Raw genomic sequence first — 16,298 nt, forward strand, 5'->3', positions numbered from 1 at the left:
TTGAGGTCGAACTCACCAAAGGACTATAACAATGGCTCTCAGTAAAGAAGCGCCGGAGTTTGACATCGACGATGAGGTTCTCCTTATGGAAGCCGGCATCGTTCTGGAATCGGAGCATGAAGCAGACGAGAAGCAGACCCTTGCTACTACTGCGCCCCGTTCCAGAGCAAAAAACTCCACAACGCTCAAGCAACACAAATATATCGACTACACCCGGGCGCTTGATGCGACCCAGTTGTACCTCAATGAAATCGGATTTTCCCCGCTGCTTTCTCCGGAAGAAGAAGTCCATTTTGCGAGACTCTCGCAAAAAGGTGATCCGGCTGGTCGCAAGCGCATGATTGAAAGCAATTTGCGGTTGGTAGTGAAAATTGCCAGGCGCTATGTCAATCGTGGGTTGTCATTGCTGGACCTGATCGAAGAGGGCAACCTCGGGCTTATCAGAGCAGTCGAAAAATTCGATCCGGAACGGGGGTTCCGTTTCTCAACTTACGCGACATGGTGGATTCGTCAGACCATCGAGCGTGCGATCATGAATCAGACCCGTACCATTCGGTTGCCGATTCATGTCGTCAAAGAACTCAATGTCTATTTGCGGGCCGCCCGCGAACTGACACAAAAACTCGATCACGAGCCCTCTCCTGAAGAAATCGCTAACTTGCTTGAAAAGCCGGTGGGTGAGGTCAAGCGTATGCTGGGCCTGAATGAGCGGGTTTCTTCTGTCGATGTTTCGCTCGGTCCGGATTCTGACAAGACTTTGCTCGATACACTGACTGATGACCGTCCGACGGATCCTTGCGAGTTGCTGCAGGACGATGATCTTTCCCAGAGCATCGACCAATGGCTCTCTGAGCTGACCGACAAGCAGAGAGAGGTCGTGATACGGCGTTTCGGCTTGCGCGGGCATGAGAGCAGCACGCTGGAGGACGTAGGGCTGGAAATTGGCCTTACGCGTGAGCGTGTCAGGCAGATTCAGGTCGAGGGTCTCAAGCGTCTGCGGGAAATCCTTGAGAAAAATGGCTTGTCTAGCGAGTCATTGTTTCAATGATGTGAATAGACATAAAGATAAACACTGAGTTTATCTTCGCTCATAAAAAACACTCCGCTCAGGGGTGTTTTTTATGGGTGAGGATAAATGGAGCGCGATTAAATTCTCATGGCATTTACGTGAGTTATTCGGATTCTTTCAACGTAAGTCATTACTTACGCTGTGTGTAAGATTTCGAGAAATACATTGCACAACATTGACCATAAGAGTTGTAGTAACGATCTAACTTTATGAATTTAAAGGCTTTTATTATTTGTTTTTTATGGCGTGGAAAATCTTGAAAGGTTTTGCTTACTTGCCCTTATCCGAGAACTCACTACTATCAGAACTGTGCCCACGGATGGGCGCAGGCCGTCAAGGAAGACAGTCAAGGACATCGCAGGACGCGATTCATCAGGATGATGAAAGGGATTAAAAGGATTAGGGAAAAATGTGGGCGGGTCATACCGCCCCTTTTTTTCGTCTGAAGAAAAGTGCGGTCCACGCCAAATGCCGCGCACAAAAAAAGCCCCCTGAAGGGGCTTTCTTCAACAGCCGGGAATTCTTAGCGTTCCAAGTCTGCGATCTTACCGGTTTTACCATCCCACTCGGCTGCGTCGGGCAGCGCGTCTTTTTTCTCGGTGATATTCGGCCAGACATCCGCGAGCTCGGCGTTGAGCTCGATGAAGTTTTCCATTCCGGCAGGAATCTCATCTTCCGAGAAAATGGCCTGGGCGGGGCACTCAGGCTCGCAAAGCGCACAGTCGATGCACTCATCCGGGTGAATCACCAGGAAGTTCGGGCCTTCGTAGAAGCAGTCCACCGGACAGACTTCTACACAGTCGGTGTATTTGCACTTGATGCAGTTGTCGGTGACGACGAAGGTCATTTCTAATTCTCTCCTCAGGCGGCGACAGCAGAGCCCTTCGGTTTAGGGTTGCCAGGTTCGGGATTCCCCCGCGCCGTGTGAAACACATGCATTAGGTAAACGGCGCTGAATGCAGATCGACTGCGCGGCACGGCGTTCGACCCTGGGTTCGCTACGTCTCACGCGGCTCGGTTCAGCTGCTCAGCCAGGCTAAAAGCTGTCAGCGTCTCAAACCGCGCGGGATTCTAACAGCTTGTTACGGTTCTCGTTAGATGCGAGTTTGCAGTGCATATAACAACTCTAATGCCTGACGAGGCGTGACATCGTCGAGTTTTGCTCTGGAAAGCTCTTCAAGCACCGGATGCGGCAGGCTGGCGAACATGTCGCTTTGCATGGGCGCAGCCGGTTTACCTGCCTTGGGACGAGGCTGTTCGTGGGGCAGGCTGGTGGTCTCCAGCCGGTGTAGATGCTCTTTCGCCCGGGCGATGACGTTGGCTGGAACCCCCGCCAACTGGGCCACGGCCAGGCCATAGCTCTGACTGGCCGGGCCAGGCAGCACCCGATGCAGGAACACGATTCGCTCGTTGTGCTCCGTTGCATTGAGGTGCACGTTGGCGACCAGAGGTTCGCTTTCGGGCAGCACTGTCAGCTCGAAATAGTGCGTAGCGAACAGCGTATAGGCGCGCAGTTGGGCGAGACATTCTGCCGCAGCCCAGGCCAGTGACAGACCGTCGAAAGTGCTGGTGCCGCGTCCGACCTCATCCATCAACACCAGACTGCGATCGGTGGCGTTGTGCAGGATATTGGCTGTTTCGCTCATCTCCACCATAAAGGTCGAACGTCCCCCGGCCAGGTCATCGCTGGAACCGATACGGGTGAAAATCCGGTCAACCAGCGATAACTCACAACTTGCCGCCGGCACGAAACTGCCGATATGAGCCAGTAACACGATCAACGCGGTCTGGCGCATGTAGGTGGATTTACCGCCCATGTTCGGGCCGGTAATGACCAGCATGCGAGTCTTGTCATCCAGATCAAGATCGTTGGCCACGAAGGGCGAGGTCAGGACCTGTTCCACCACCGGGTGACGGCCTTGATCGATACGCATGCAAGGTTCATCGACGAACTTGGGGCAATTCAGATCAAGATTCAGGGCGCGTTCGGCCAGGTTGCTCAATACGTCTAGCTCGGCCAGTGCCGAAGCGGTGTCCTGCAAAGGTGCGAGATGACCAATCAGGTCTTCAAGCAACGCTTCGTACAACATTTTTTCCCGAGCCAGCGCACGGCTTTTTGCTGACAGCGCCTTGTCTTCGAATTCCTTCAGTTCGGGAGTGATAAAGCGCTCGGCGCCTTTCAGCGTCTGGCGACGGATGTAATCCGCAGGAGCCTGCTCGGCCTGCTTGCTTGGCAGCTCGATGAAATAACCGTGAATACGGTTGTAGCCGACTTTCAGATGCGCCAATCCGGTACGCGCTTTTTCACGGGCCTCAAGATCAATCAGGAACTGCCCGGCGTTTTCACTCAGCGATTGCAGTTCGTCCAGCTCGGCGTCGTAACCGGTCTTCAAAACGCCGCCATCGCGGATCACCGCTGGCGGGTTGTCAATAACAGCTCGTTGCAGCAAGTCGGCCAGTTCGGGATACACACCGGTGGTCTGCGCCAGCTGTTGCAGATGTGGCGTTTCAAGCTCGGTCATTGCCACTTGCAGTTCCGGCAATGCGCTCAATGCGTCGCGCAAGCGGGCCAGATCCCGTGGTCGGGCGTTGCGCAGGCCGATGCGGGCAAGAATTCGTTCGATGTCGCCGATTTCTTTCAGTTGCGGTTGCAGATTCTCGAAGCGATAACGTTCCAGTAGGCACGTTATCGATGATTGGCGGGCCTTGAGAATCGACAGGTCGCGCAGGGGGCGATTCAGCCAGCGAGTCAGCAGGCGCGTGCCCATGGCGGTCTGGCAGCGGTCAACGACCGATTGCAGGGTGTTGTCGCGGCCACCGGCAAGATTGGTGTCCAGTTCAAGATTGCGTCGCGTCGCGCCATCGAGGATGACTGTGTCATCAAGACGTTCGTGTCGCAGGCTGCGCAGGTGCGGCAGGGCAGTGCGCTGGGTTTCCTTGGCATAGCCCAGCAGGCACCCGGCAGCGCCTATCGCCAGAGTCAGGTTCTCGCAGCCAAAACCTTTCAGGTCTTGCGTGGAGAATTGCTGGCAAAGGCTTTTCAGGGCCGAGTCACGCTCGAAATCCCACGGTGCACGGCGGCGTGCGCCACGGCGTTTTTCCGCAGGAAGGCCCTGTGGCCAGTCATCCGGGATTAGCAGCTCCACGGGATTGATGCGCTCAAGTTCGGCCAGCAGGTTTTCCCAGCCCTTGATTTCCAGCACGCTGAAATTACCACTGGTGATGTCCATCACCGCGAGGCCAAACAGGCGTTCGTCACCCAGAACGGCTGCGATCAGATTGTCGCGACGCTCGTCGAGCAAGGCTTCATCGCTGACGGTGCCGGGGGTGATGATGCGCACCACCTGGCGGTCTACCGGGCCTTTGCTGGTCGCCGGATCGCCGACCTGTTCGCAGATGACAACGGATTCACCGAGCTTCACCAGCTTGGCCAGATAGCCCTCAGCGGCGTGATACGGAATGCCGCACATGGGAATGCTTTGACCGGCGGACTGGCCCCGAGCTGTCAGGGTGATGTCCAGCAATTTGGCGGCTTTCTTCGCGTCTTCGTAAAAGATTTCGTAGAAGTCGCCCATGCGATAGAACATCAACTGGTCAGGATGCTGATTCTTCAGCCGCCAGTACTGTTGCATCATCGGAGTGTGTGAAGAGAGATCGGAAATTGCTTTATTCATCAGGTAGTTAGGCAAGTTCGTGAGAAAGATGGGGCAAATTCGGAGGCGTGCCTGCCACCCCCTTGGGGCTAACAGGTCGGTAAATCCGTACGTTTTGCGATGGGCACAAGATTAACACGCGAGGCTTCGTGACGCAGGTCCGCTGCGAGACGGCTTATTCGTCACGGCGCGTTTCCATGCGCCCACAGATTTGAAATCGGCGTATAGACTTTGCTGCGTCGCCTCTCAATCCTGAGCAGGCATTTATAAAAAAGGAATTTTATATGGCTAACAAACGTGGAAGGGATTCGGAAACCGGGCGGTTCATTCCCGTCGAAGAGGCTCGTCGTCGCCCCAGGGAGACGACCGTCGAAACCATCAAAAAACCGCACTGCCCGAAATCCACAGCCAAATGATTAATCAAAGGAGCGGTCGCAATCCGACCGCTCCTGCTTGCAGCATCAATGCGGTCGTGTACGGTGACGGTTTGTCTGGCTTCTTGTTAACTGCCTTTCTACAAGGAAAAGCATTTTGGATGAAATCACCCGGCTTGCCGCGACCCTTGGCAAGCAACTGCAATCAATCAACGCTCAGGTGACTACCGCCGAATCCTGCACAGGCGGCGGAATTGCCGAGGCGATCACCCGCATACCCGGTAGCTCTGCCTGGTTTGAGGCCGGCTATGTCACGTACTCCAATCACCAGAAAACCCTTCAGTTGCAAGTCCCGGCTGAGTTTTTTGCTCGTGTCGGGGCGGTCAGTGAAGAGGTGGTGCGCGCCATGGTGTCGGGTTCCCAGCGTCATAGCGGAGCACGGTTTGCCGTGGCGGTCAGTGGTGTCGCCGGGCCGGATGGCGGGTCGGCCGATAAACCGGTTGGCACTGTCTGGCTGTGTTGGGGGGTAGGTGAAAAGTTGATTTCCCGGCGCGAGCAGTTCGCCGGAGACCGTGACGAGGTGCGCCGACAAACGGTGAAAGCCGCGCTAGAGGGGCTGATCCTGCTTGCTGATGCAGAAATACCAACTCAGGGGTAGGCGCGCGCTCAACCCTGTGGAATAATACTGTCTACTTATACAGGTGTTGTGGCCGTCAGGCCCCTAATTGAATTTGATTACGTGAGGACTTCAATGGACGACAACAAGAAGAAAGCCTTGGCTGCGGCCTTGGGTCAGATCGAGCGTCAATTCGGTAAAGGTGCCGTAATGCGCATGGGTGACCATGACCGCCAGGCGATTCCTTCTATTTCCACCGGTTCGCTCGGCCTGGACATCGCGCTGGGTATTGGCGGTTTGCCGAAAGGCCGTATCGTAGAAATCTACGGTCCGGAATCTTCCGGTAAAACGACGCTGACGCTTTCGGTTATCGCCCAGGCCCAGAAAATGGGTGCAACTTGTGCGTTTGTCGATGCCGAGCACGCTCTCGATCCTGAATACGCAGGCAAGCTGGGCGTCAATGTTGACGACCTGCTGGTTTCGCAGCCAGACACCGGCGAGCAGGCACTGGAAATCACCGACATGCTGGTGCGCTCCAACGCCATCGACGTGATCGTCGTCGACTCCGTTGCCGCTCTGGTGCCAAAGGCCGAGATCGAAGGCGAAATGGGTGACATGCACGTGGGTCTGCAGGCTCGTCTGATGTCTCAGGCGCTGCGCAAGATCACCGGCAACATCAAGAACGCCAACTGCCTCGTTATCTTCATCAACCAGATCCGTATGAAGATCGGTGTGATGTTCGGTAGCCCGGAAACCACCACCGGTGGTAACGCACTGAAGTTCTACGCTTCGGTACGTCTGGATATTCGTCGTACAGGTGCAGTGAAAGAGGGCGACGAAGTCGTCGGTAGCGAAACCCGTGTCAAGGTCGTCAAGAACAAGGTGGCTCCGCCGTTCCGTCAGGCTGAGTTCCAGATTCTTTACGGTAAGGGTATCTACCTCAATGGCGAGATCATTGATCTGGCCGTGCTGCATGGTTTCGTAGAGAAATCCGGTGCCTGGTATAGCTATCAAGGCAGCAAGATCGGTCAGGGTAAAGCCAACTCGGCCAAGTTCCTGGCGGATAACCCGGAAGTCGGCGCCACGCTCGAGAAGATGATTCGCGAGAAGCTGCTGACCCCAGGTGTAGATACCAAGTCTGAAGCCTCTCGTGCACCAGCGCCAGCTGATGACATGGCCGAAGCTGACGTTGATATCTGATAGACATGTCAGCGGTACTTGATACACCCGTCGCCGTAAGGCGCACCGCAATGGACCTGCTCGCACGACGCGAGCACGGTCGTGTCGAGCTGACGCGCAAGCTGCGTCAGCGCGGCGCAACTCCTGAACTCATCGAACCTGCCCTCGACCGTCTCGTGGAAGAAGGGCTGCTGTCCGAAGCCCGCTATCTCGAAAGTTTTGTCTCTTACCGTGCACGTTCGGGCTACGGTCCTGCGCGTATTCGTGAGGAGCTGAACCAGAGAGGGCTGCAACGGGCGGAAGTCGAGCAGGCGATTCGGGAGTGCGGCTTCAATTGGCAGGAAAAAATGCACGAAACCTGGCAGCGCAAGTTTGCCGGGCAGTTGCCAGTGGATGCGCGGGAGCGCGCCAAGCAAGGGCGGTTTCTGAGTTACCGAGGTTATCCAATGGATATGATCGGCCGCTTGTTAAGCGGCCGTGGTGAGGATGACTGATTCTCAGGTCTCTTTTGAAGACTCTGATTGCCGGGTCTTCAACTCTGCTGTTGGCTGAACCCAGTTTTCTTGCAGGTTTATATAATCTACCAATTCCCGTAAGCGCCCTTGGTTGCGTCCGCTGAAGGTAAACACCAGGCGCGTCAGATGGCTGAAATCCGCTTCGTGCTCTTCACCCTGATAGGCGTGTTGCTGGAAATCTTCAGCCAGACGCAGATCGGCGAAGGCTTCCTGCATATGTGCAATGGCCTGCTCGGTAAGCGGGTGATGCATGCGAATAATGAATTTATTCTTCAGCCAACGGCTTGAATGGAAATTGTTGTAAAACTGATGGATCTCCTCAACGGCTTCTTCCGCGCTGTAGACCAGACGCATTAGCTTCATGTCGTTGGGCAAGATGTAGCGATTGTCTTCCAACTGGTTTTTGATGAAATCCAGTGCGCTCTGCCAAAAGCTTCCGCCCGGCACATCCAGTAGAACGATAGGCACTAGTGGACTTTTGCCCGTCTGAATCAGCGTCAGCACTTCAAGCGCTTCATCCAGCGTGCCGAAACCACCAGGGCAAAGCACCAGTGCATCGGCTTCCTTGACGAAGAACAGCTTGCGGGTAAAGAAGAAGTGGAAGGGCAGTAAATTTCCGGTCCCTTCGACCGTGGCGTTGGCGTGCTGCTCGAATGGCAGGGTGATATTGAAGCCCAGGCTGTGATCAAGCCCGGCGCCTTCGTGGGCCGCAGCCATAATGCCGCCACCGGCACCGGTAATGACCATCAGATCTGCTTTGGCCAGCAGTCCGCCAAGCTCTTTGGCCAGCGCATACAGTGGATGCTCAACCGGCGTGCGCGCCGAGCCAAATACCGTCACCTTGCGACGTCCGCGGAATTGCTCAAGCACTCGAAAGGCGTTGTCCAGTTCGCGCAAGGCTTGCAGAGTGATTTTTGCGTTCCAGCGATTGCGGTCATCCTGAGCCATGCGCAGCACGGTCAGTATCATGTCGCGATAGAGCGGAAGGTTCGGGCTGTTGGGGGCTACCAGATTGATCTGTTCCTCGATCTTGCTGGTGAGGTCATTGCCGTTTTTTTCAAAGTGGCTGCTTAACAGGTCATTGGGTACATAAGGCATTAAGGGCTTCTCCGTGCGCGAAATCATCGCTCCAGCCCGCACCGTAGTCTGAAGCGTGACGCTTATTCCAATTCGATAATGTGCCTAGCCTGCCTGGAACTGGCAACGTTTGTTTATGGCATCAAATTTCAGCTGGGCAAACTGAGGGACGTGGGCGGATGGAAGAGAGGGCACACAGAGGACTGGCGGGCAGTGACTAAAAATCTGTAGGAGCTGCCGAAGGCTGCGAATATCTGCGTGTAAGAAATAACACTTTCGCAGCCTGCGGCAGCGCCCACATGACAAATCTTGCTATGTCCTTACTTCTTGACCGAGCAGTCGCTGGCCTTGAAGACCTGGCTGGTCACCGGGCGGTTGGTCTTGTATTCGGTGAATTGATACTTCAGTACCGCACCTTTGGTCATCAACTGGCGATAGCCGTTGTTGTGGCAAACACTGTTACCTAATTGATTGCGGACCGCATCGGGGTTGGCGCGCATTTGCTGGGCCTGGCCTTCACGAACACTCAAATGATTGATCAACTGGTTGCCTTCAACCGTATAGCCCTGATCAAGAATGTCCTCATTGATGGCCCGTGGCGTGCCGACGCTGCTTTCCTTCGCAACTTTTTCGAGCATTTTGCTCAGTTCGAAATCCTGCTTCGACGCCGCTTGGGCGAAGAATGGGGCGGCGAGCAGCAGCGTGAGGGTGGGGACGGTAAGGCGCAGCATTAATTTCTCCTGATTCAGTGACTGGCCCGTTGGACCGGTGACTTGGACGTATGTTCAGCAGGCAGCAGAGCTGGATGCGCGTGAATGGGGGAGAAGTATAAGGATGACGGGCAGTGAAAGCGATTCGTCCATCGACAGTGCGGGCGGGGAGGGGCGCAGCTCTGATAAACTGCGCGGACTTTTCAGCCCTCCGAGTTATCGCAGTGTTCACGCTCTCCTTTCACCGACGCATGCCTTCATGAGCCACGCTGTTTCTCGTCTGCGCGACCGCCGACTGGCGCAGAGTACCAAGCCGTTTATTGCCCGCGGGTCACGCGCCCCTCGTTGCAATCAGTGCCGGGTCATTCCCGATTACTGTCTGTGCGGGTGGAAGCCCTATGTGGCTGCAAACTCCGCCATGTGCCTGCTGATGTATGACACCGAGCCGCTGAAGCCAACGAACACCGGCTGGTTGATTGCGGATGTGATCGACGATACCCATGCCTTTGGCTGGTCACGTATAGACGTTGACGAGCAATTGCTGGCGCTGCTGGATGATCCGCAATGGCAGCCTTACATTGTCTTTCCCGGCGAGTTTGTTGCTCCGGAACGGGTGGTCAATCGAGTCGTCCAGGAGGAGGGCAAGCGCCCGTTGTTCATTTTGCTGGACGCAACCTGGACCGAAGCGCGAAAGATGTTTCGCAAGAGTCCTTACCTGGAACGTTTTCCGGTGCTCAGCCTTGAGCCGGAACAAATGTCTCGCTACCGCTTGCGGCGCTCCAAGCGTGACGATCATTTCTGTACGGCCGAAGTGGCTGCGCTGTGCCTCGAGCTGGCTGGAGATACGCAGGCCAGTGGTGTGCTGGATGCCTATCTGGATGTATTTACCGCTCACTATCTCGGGGCGAAGTATCAAAAAGCCATTGATTCGGACGATGTGTCGCACACTCATCTAAAGGCTTTTCTTTGAAGGGATAATCTCGCGCTGCGAGTTACCCGCAGATAAGCGCACAATAACCGCTATTTGCGGTCGGGTTAATGCTTGACCACCCCGGTTTCGCTGGGCATGCTGGCGCCGCATAAAGAGCCGGACACGTGTTTTTTGAAACGTCGGGTTCGCGCTGTGTGTAGTAGCAACAAGCGTTTGCTGGCATCTGCCGATGCCTTGCTGGGTGCTGAATGGATCGGCACTCACTTATGAGTACAGGAACACCCCATGACTTACGAAATCCTGATTGCCGATGACCATCCGCTGTTTCGCAGCGCGTTGCATCAGGCGTTGAGCCTTGGCCTTGGCCCGGATGTGAGGTTGGTGGAAGCCGATAGCATCGCTCAGCTGGAAACCCGGCTGGGTGAGAAAGCTGACTGGGATCTGGTGTTGCTGGATTTGAACATGCCGGGTGCCTATGGTTTTTCCGGTCTGGTGCTGTTGCGCGGGCAATATCCACAGATTCCGGTGGTGATGGTGTCGGCGCAGGAAGAAGCGGCGATTGTCGTCAAATCCCGGGAGTTTGGAGCCAGTGGTTTCATTCCCAAGTCCAGTCCGCTGGAGACTATTCAAAAGGCCGTGCGTACGGTTCTTGAGGGAGATGTCTGGTGGCCGCCGCAGGTCAACGAAATCGTCAGCGTTTCTGATGAAGCCAAGGCTGCTAGCGCTGGTCTGGCCAGTCTGACGCCTCAGCAGTTCCGCGTACTGACCATGGTCTGTGAAGGGTTGCTGAACAAACAGATTGCCTATGAGCTGACCGTTTCTGAAGCAACGATCAAGGCCCATGTCACGGCGATTTTCCGCAAGCTTGGAGTTCGCACCCGGACCCAGGCCGCGTTGCTTTTACAACAGCTGGAATCCATTTCTCCGAACGGATAATCCAGGGCGCTGCAGGCGTTCACATTTTTTTGATCTGTCCTGAATTAGCTTCCATCATCTTTTTGCACAGCAGCTTATCTATGTCTCCTTTCAAAGGCCAAACGGGCCTGAAACGTATCCTGAATGCCGCCGGTTATTCGTTCGATGGCCTGTCTGCGGCTTTCAAGGGTGAGGCCGCATTCAGGCAATTAGTGCTCCTCAACGTGATCCTCGTGCCGTTGGCTTTTATAGTCGACGTGAGCAAGGGCGAGCGGGCGCTGTTGATCGCTGTGTGCCTGCTGGCATTGATCGTTGAGCTGCTTAATTCAGCGGTGGAAGCGGCCATCGACCGCATCTCGCTGGATCTGCACCCACTGTCGAAGAATGCCAAGGACATGGGCAGCGCTGCCCAGATGGTCTCGCTGACCATGATCGCTGCGGTCTGGTTATTGATTTTGTTTGGTTAAGTCACCGGGTACATGCTTGGCAGCACAATTTCATCGCTACGTTGCACGCCTTCCGTCAATGAGCGGCAGAGGTCGAGAAACTCGCGCATGGCAGAGGTCTGGTACTTCTGCTTGTGCCAGATGAAGTAGAACTCTCGAGACAGGTCCAGCTCCGGCGTTTCCACTGCCACCAGGCTACCGCGTCGAATCGCATCCCTTAGGGCGAGCCGCGAAATACAGCCAATCCCCAGGCCCGACTCCACAGCACGCTTGATGGCTTCTGTGTGTTCCAGCTCCAGACGCACGTTTAGCGCATTGCGATGGTGACGCATCGCCTGATCGAAAGTCAGGCGGGTTCCTGAACCTTGTTCGCGCAGGATCCATGCTTCCTGCGTCAACTCTTCCAGGCTGGCATGCCCGCGCTTGGCCAGTGGATGCTGAGGCGAACAGAACACCACAAGCTCGTCCTCGACCCAGCGCTGCACCTCAATGTCGGGATGTGTGCAATCGCCTTCGATCAGACCCAGGTCAATTTCGTAATGGGCGACCTGCTGCACGATATGCGCGGTGTTCTGCACATGCAGTTTCACCTGGCTTTCCGGGTGGCGCTGCATGAAGCTGCCGATCAGCAGGGTCGCCAGATAGTTGCCAATGGTCAGTGTCGCGCCTACCGCCAGCGAGCCGAAGCCGGACTTGCCATTAAGCAGGTCTTCGATCTCTTTGGCCTGGTCCAGCAGGGCGACCGCCTTGGGCAGCAACTGTCGCCCGGTGGCATTCAGGCTCAGGCGTTTACCCGCCCGGTCGAACAGTTGGCAGCTGGACTGGCGCTCCAGTTCAGTGATGGAGGTACTGGCCGCCGATTGCGATAGCGACAGGAGGATCGCAGCGCGGGAAACGCTTTCCTGCTGGGCGACGGCTACAAAAACCTGAAGTTGACGTAAAGTAAATCGCATATCTATATAACCGATTACCCATATCTTAATAATTCATTTAACAGATATTGTGCTTCCCACTAGAATACTGCGCAATAGCGTTCCTACCCGGCGCAAGCGAATCTCAGGAGTTTTCACGTAAATGAGCAACATGAACCACGAGCGTGTTCTAAGCGTCCATCACTGGAACGACACACTCTTCAGTTTCAAGTGCACCCGCGATCCAGGTCTGCGTTTCGAGAACGGTCAGTTCGTCATGATCGGTCTGCAGCAGCCAAACGGGCGCCCGCTCATGCGTGCCTATTCGATCGCCAGCCCGAACTGGGAAGAGCATCTCGAATTTTTCAGCATTAAAGTGCCTGATGGTCCACTGACTTCTCAGTTACAGCACCTGAAAGAAGGCGATGAGATCATCATCAGCAAAAAGCCTACGGGCACGCTGGTACTCGATGACCTCAAGCCGGGCAAGCATCTTTACCTGCTCAGCACAGGTACCGGGCTGGCGCCGTTCATGAGCGTCATTCAGGATCCTGAAACCTACGAGCGTTTCGAGAAAGTCATCCTGTGTCACGGCGTGCGTTACGTGAACGAAGTCGCTTATCGCGAATTCATCACCGAGCACCTTCCACAGAACGAATTCTTCGGCGAAGCGCTGCGCGACAAGCTGATTTACTACCCAACCGTTACTCGCGAGCCATTCGAGAACGAAGGTCGTCTGACTGACCTGATGCGTAGCGGCAAGTTGTTCAGCGACATCGGTCTGCCACCGATCAATCCTCAGGACGACCGCGCCATGTTGTGCGGTAGCCCGAGCATGCTCGACGAAACCAGCGAAGTGCTCAACAGCTTCGGTCTGACGGTTTCTCCGCGTATGCGTGAGCCAGGCGATTATCTGATCGAGCGTGCATTCGTCGAGAAGTAAGCGCTGAAATTACGGAGTGGGGTGTGTTCGCACATTCCGCTGATGTGACAAACAAACCGCCTGGGGGTCACGGACCGGGCGGTTTTTTTGTGGGCGCAGATAAGTGGCCTGATCAGGCGTTCGCCAGCACGACTTCGAGTACCTTGATGACGCCGGGCTCCGGGTAGTGCCAGCGCACGTCCAGGTCCCAGAACTGCGCTCCGTAGCGGCGTTCCGGGGGCGGTGTCTGATAGGCCGGGCGCGGGTCCTGTGCCAGGCATTGCTCGATCAACTCAATCAGCGGCTCATCCAGACGCAAGCCGTGTTGGTGCGCTTGCTTCAAGGCTGACTCATCCCAGTTCACCGGGATGAGCTCGGGTGCGGCGCTCGCAATAGCGTTGGTGGCGCTCGGCACGCTGTCGGCATAAGGCACGTAAGGTTTGATGTCCAGCACTGGTGTGCCGTCCAGCAGGTCGATGCCAGACAAATACAGACGCCCGGCTTCGACCTTGTCCAGTCTGACCACAGATTGGCCAATGCCATTAGGACGGTGTGTGGCGCGGGTCGCGAATACACCCATCGACTGGTTGCCGCCTAGTCGTGGTGGCCGCACTTTCAGGCGTGGCTTGTCTTCCAGAGCCAGATGAAAGAGGAACAGCAGCCAGACATGGCTGACCTGCTCGAGGCCCTGCACAGCATCGCCCTGATCGAACGGCGCGACCAGTTCCAGCACGCCACGGGCCGCAGGAGCCAGTTGTGGTTGACGCGGGATGGCGAACTTCTCCTTGAAACAGGAGCGGACGAAGCCGATGGGGGAGACGTTGTAGGAGTCAGTCATGGATTTGCGTAATCAGGCATCCGGTAGGAGCGAACTTGTTCGCGAGGCGCGGTATCGCAAAACACTGCCTCGCGAACAAGTTCGCTTCTACTGGGTGCGTATTGATTCAGAGTCACTGGGGTCAAGGACGAACCCGCAGGGTCAGGCCCTTGAGGAAGTTGCGCAATAACTGGTCGCCACAGGTGCGGTAGTTGCTGTGGCCGAATTTGCGGAACAGTGCGCTCAATTCAGGTTTGGATACCGGGAATTCCACCGACTTCAGGATGGCATGCATGTCTTCTTCTTTAAGCTCGAAGGCAACGCGCAGCTTCTTCAATACGGTGTTGTTGGTGACGGGCAGCTCGACAGGTTGCGGCGGACGGCTGTCGTCCTTGCCGCGCTTGAAGATCACCAGACCATCCAGGAAGTGCGCCATGATTTCATCGCTGCAGTTCAGATAGCCTTCTTCATCTTCCTTCTTGGTGAAGGTAATGACCTCGGCCTTGGTAATCTCCAGTCCGCCGAGCTTTGTAATGTCGACAATTTTGCCGTCGCTGATATCAAGCATGTAGCGCACGCTGCGCAATACGTCGTTGTTCATCATGATGCGTAAATCCTGATAAGGCTGGGGTCACGCTGCATGATCGGGTCATGCAGCATTGAACTGAATTAGAACTTCTCTTTGGAAGTCATGTAGCGCCATTGGCCTTCTGGCAGCTTGCCCATGGATACGCCGCCGATGCGGATGCGGCGGACTGACACGATCTTCAGCCCCACGGCTTCACACATTTGGGCGATAACACCGGGCTGAGGGTTTTTCATCGCGAAACGCAGGCGGTTCTCGCTCTGCCAGCTGGCTTTGACCTTTGGCAGTTCGGTGCCTTTGTAGGTCATGCCGTGATTGAGACGGTTAAGGCCGTGGGCGACCATCTCGCCGGAGATTTCCACCACGTACTCTTGCTCGATTTTGCTGCGGTCATCGGTGAGCTTGCGCAGGATTTTCCAGTCCTGACTGAACACCATCAGGCCGCTGGCATTGGCCTGCAGTGTCGAGATGGGTTCAAGGCGCAGAAAATGACCCTTGAGTGGTCGTTTGCCAAAGCTGTGTTCTTCCGAGAGGGTCGCAGGCGTAATCAACGCGAGCGCATCGGCTTCGCTGAGAGCGGCTGGTTTGTGGAAGATGATGGTTACAGGCTCCGGCGCGTCGGCCTTGGCTTCGCGATCAAGGACGACGGTTTCGGCGTCGACCTTGTATTGCGGCTCATCAATGACTTTACCGTCCACGGTGACCCAGCCGCCTTCGATATACAGCTCAGCCTCCCGCCGGGAGCAGCCGGTCAGTTCGATCAGGCGTTTGGAGAGGCGGATGGGTTCTGACATGACAAAAAAGCCGTTACTTGAGAGAAAGGCCGACATTGTACCCGTGCGCGCCCGGTTAATCGCGGCAACATTGCAAATGGCTTGTAATCGGTCGTTGTGCTCGCGGCTAAAGCCGCCTCTATCAACCAAAATGCTGAATGCACTCTTGTAGGAGCTGCCGAAGGCTGCGATTGCATTCCGCCTGACACACCGCAATCGCCGCCTTCGGCAACTCCAGCACGTTAGGGCGCAATTATCAAAACCGCTGCTCCAGCCTCATCCGCAACATCGGATACGGCTGTCCAAGCCCGTCCACTTCCGAGCGGCTGATCACTTCAAAACCCTGCTTCAGGTAGAAACCCAGTGCTTGCGGGTTTTGTTCGTTGACGTCCAGTTCGCGAATCCTGAAGTGTTTGATGCTGTAAGCGAGTAGCTGTTTGCCCAGCCCTTGGCCGCGATGATCGGCATCAATGAAAAGCATCTCCAGCTTGCCGATGCTGATGCCAGCAAAGCCCGTGATGTTCAGGTGCGAATCCCGGGTGCAGAACAGTTTCACAGTATCCAGATAACGGGTCAGCAGCAGTTCTCTGAGCTGCACGATGTAAGCTTCTGGCAAAAAATCATGGCTCGCGCGGACAGCGCTCTCCCAGACCTGGATCAACTGCGGATAGTCATCTTTACCCGCGCTGGAAATCGCCGGATGCGGATGCTGCATGGTATTTGCTCCATTGAAGATCGTCTTGTGTTTCTGACACACCCTATCGCTCATCAGAAAATACAAGTATCTGATGCAATGCTTTCTGT

At 55.6% G+C, this 16,298-nt stretch carries 18 protein-coding genes; 9 read left to right on the top strand and 9 right to left on the bottom strand.

All coding sequences use genetic code 11. The annotated features are described in order from the left end of the window. Positions 1 to 31 precede the first annotated feature (31 nt). Positions 32 to 1,048 carry an RNA polymerase sigma factor RpoS gene (rpoS, locus tag AUC60_RS25160; protein WP_087273954.1) on the top strand — a complete coding sequence of 339 codons (1,017 nt, stop codon included), beginning with the start codon at positions 32 to 34 and terminating at the stop codon, positions 1,046 to 1,048. Between the two features lie 544 nt (positions 1,049 to 1,592). On the opposite strand, the gene fdxA is transcribed toward rpoS, so the two are convergent. Beyond that, positions 1,593 to 1,916 (bottom strand): ferredoxin FdxA, encoded by a 324-nt coding sequence (gene fdxA / locus AUC60_RS25165; protein WP_087273956.1) that lies wholly within the window; start codon positions 1,914 to 1,916, stop codon positions 1,593 to 1,595. Between the two features lie 247 nt (positions 1,917 to 2,163). Further along, the gene (gene mutS / locus AUC60_RS25170; protein ID WP_167384397.1) at positions 2,164 to 4,731 is read right to left on the bottom strand and encodes a DNA mismatch repair protein MutS; all 2,568 of its coding nucleotides are present in this window, start codon (positions 4,729 to 4,731) and stop codon (positions 2,164 to 2,166) included. Between the two features lie 275 nt (positions 4,732 to 5,006). Between mutS and AUC60_RS28305 the strand changes: the two genes are divergently transcribed. The 4 genes from AUC60_RS28305 to recX all read left to right on the top strand — a co-directional run bounded on the left by AUC60_RS28305 (position 5,007) and on the right by recX (position 7,385). After that, entirely contained in the window at positions 5,007 to 5,138 is a 132-nt protein-coding gene (locus tag AUC60_RS28305; protein WP_274521405.1) for a hypothetical protein, read from the top strand. 115 nt (positions 5,139 to 5,253) lie between these two features. Beyond that, complete coding sequence (locus AUC60_RS25175; RefSeq protein ID WP_087273960.1) at positions 5,254 to 5,754, top strand: CinA family protein; 501 nt, start codon at positions 5,254 to 5,256, stop codon at positions 5,752 to 5,754. A 93-nt stretch (positions 5,755 to 5,847) separates the two neighbouring features. Next, on the top strand, positions 5,848 to 6,912 hold the full coding sequence (recA, locus tag AUC60_RS25180; RefSeq protein ID WP_027901813.1) for a recombinase RecA: 1,065 nt from the start codon (positions 5,848 to 5,850) through the stop codon (positions 6,910 to 6,912). A 5-nt stretch (positions 6,913 to 6,917) separates the two neighbouring features. Beyond that, the gene (gene recX / locus AUC60_RS25185) at positions 6,918 to 7,385 is read left to right on the top strand and encodes a recombination regulator RecX (RefSeq protein WP_087273962.1); all 468 of its coding nucleotides are present in this window, start codon (positions 6,918 to 6,920) and stop codon (positions 7,383 to 7,385) included. Positions 7,386 to 7,388: 3 nt separating this feature from the next. On the opposite strand, the gene AUC60_RS25190 is transcribed toward recX, so the two are convergent. Beyond that, a complete protein-coding gene (locus AUC60_RS25190) occupies positions 7,389 to 8,504 on the bottom strand; it encodes an LOG family protein (protein WP_087273964.1) in 1,116 nt (371 codons plus the stop codon). A gap of 299 nt (positions 8,505 to 8,803) precedes the next feature. Further along, entirely contained in the window at positions 8,804 to 9,214 is a 411-nt protein-coding gene (locus tag AUC60_RS25195) for a quorum-sensing-regulated virulence factor family protein (RefSeq protein ID WP_087273967.1), read from the bottom strand. Between the two features lie 238 nt (positions 9,215 to 9,452). On the opposite strand from AUC60_RS25195, the gene AUC60_RS25200 reads away from it, so the two are divergent. The 3 genes from AUC60_RS25200 to AUC60_RS25210 all read left to right on the top strand — a co-directional run bounded on the left by AUC60_RS25200 (position 9,453) and on the right by AUC60_RS25210 (position 11,506). Continuing rightward, the gene (locus AUC60_RS25200; RefSeq protein WP_087273985.1) at positions 9,453 to 10,163 is read left to right on the top strand and encodes a tRNA-uridine aminocarboxypropyltransferase; all 711 of its coding nucleotides are present in this window, start codon (positions 9,453 to 9,455) and stop codon (positions 10,161 to 10,163) included. 246 nt (positions 10,164 to 10,409) lie between these two features. Continuing rightward, complete coding sequence (erdR, locus tag AUC60_RS25205; RefSeq protein WP_087273969.1) at positions 10,410 to 11,060, top strand: response regulator transcription factor ErdR; 651 nt, start codon at positions 10,410 to 10,412, stop codon at positions 11,058 to 11,060. An 80-nt stretch (positions 11,061 to 11,140) separates the two neighbouring features. Further along, positions 11,141 to 11,506: a diacylglycerol kinase gene (locus AUC60_RS25210; RefSeq protein ID WP_087273971.1), complete on the top strand. Its 366-nt coding sequence runs from the start codon at positions 11,141 to 11,143 to the stop codon at positions 11,504 to 11,506. On the opposite strand, the gene AUC60_RS25215 is transcribed toward AUC60_RS25210, so the two are convergent. Beyond that, complete coding sequence (locus AUC60_RS25215) at positions 11,503 to 12,438, bottom strand: LysR family transcriptional regulator (RefSeq protein WP_087273973.1); 936 nt, start codon at positions 12,436 to 12,438, stop codon at positions 11,503 to 11,505. The two genes, AUC60_RS25210 and AUC60_RS25215, sit on opposite strands and share 4 nt — an antisense overlap. A gap of 121 nt (positions 12,439 to 12,559) precedes the next feature. Between AUC60_RS25215 and fpr the strand changes: the two genes are divergently transcribed. Then, entirely contained in the window at positions 12,560 to 13,339 is a 780-nt protein-coding gene (gene fpr / locus AUC60_RS25220; RefSeq protein WP_002554680.1) for a ferredoxin-NADP reductase, read from the top strand. A 112-nt stretch (positions 13,340 to 13,451) separates the two neighbouring features. On the opposite strand, the gene tsaA is transcribed toward fpr, so the two are convergent. The 4 genes from tsaA to AUC60_RS25240 all read right to left on the bottom strand — a co-directional run bounded on the left by tsaA (position 13,452) and on the right by AUC60_RS25240 (position 16,209). Next, positions 13,452 to 14,156 (bottom strand): tRNA (N6-threonylcarbamoyladenosine(37)-N6)-methyltransferase TrmO, encoded by a 705-nt coding sequence (gene tsaA / locus AUC60_RS25225; protein WP_087273975.1) that lies wholly within the window; start codon positions 14,154 to 14,156, stop codon positions 13,452 to 13,454. A 121-nt stretch (positions 14,157 to 14,277) separates the two neighbouring features. Next, positions 14,278 to 14,739 carry a YehS family protein gene (locus tag AUC60_RS25230; RefSeq protein ID WP_087273977.1) on the bottom strand — a complete coding sequence of 154 codons (462 nt, stop codon included), beginning with the start codon at positions 14,737 to 14,739 and terminating at the stop codon, positions 14,278 to 14,280. 65 nt (positions 14,740 to 14,804) lie between these two features. After that, positions 14,805 to 15,515, bottom strand: coding sequence for an rRNA pseudouridine synthase (locus AUC60_RS25235; protein WP_087273978.1), 711 nt, complete (start codon positions 15,513 to 15,515; stop codon positions 14,805 to 14,807). Between the two features lie 235 nt (positions 15,516 to 15,750). Next, entirely contained in the window at positions 15,751 to 16,209 is a 459-nt protein-coding gene (locus AUC60_RS25240) for a GNAT family N-acetyltransferase (RefSeq protein ID WP_087273980.1), read from the bottom strand. Positions 16,210 to 16,298 lie beyond the last annotated feature (89 nt).

It is taken from the genome of Pseudomonas caspiana (assembly GCF_002158995.1).
GTDB classification, from domain to species: Bacteria; Pseudomonadota; Gammaproteobacteria; order Pseudomonadales; family Pseudomonadaceae; genus Aquipseudomonas; species Aquipseudomonas caspiana.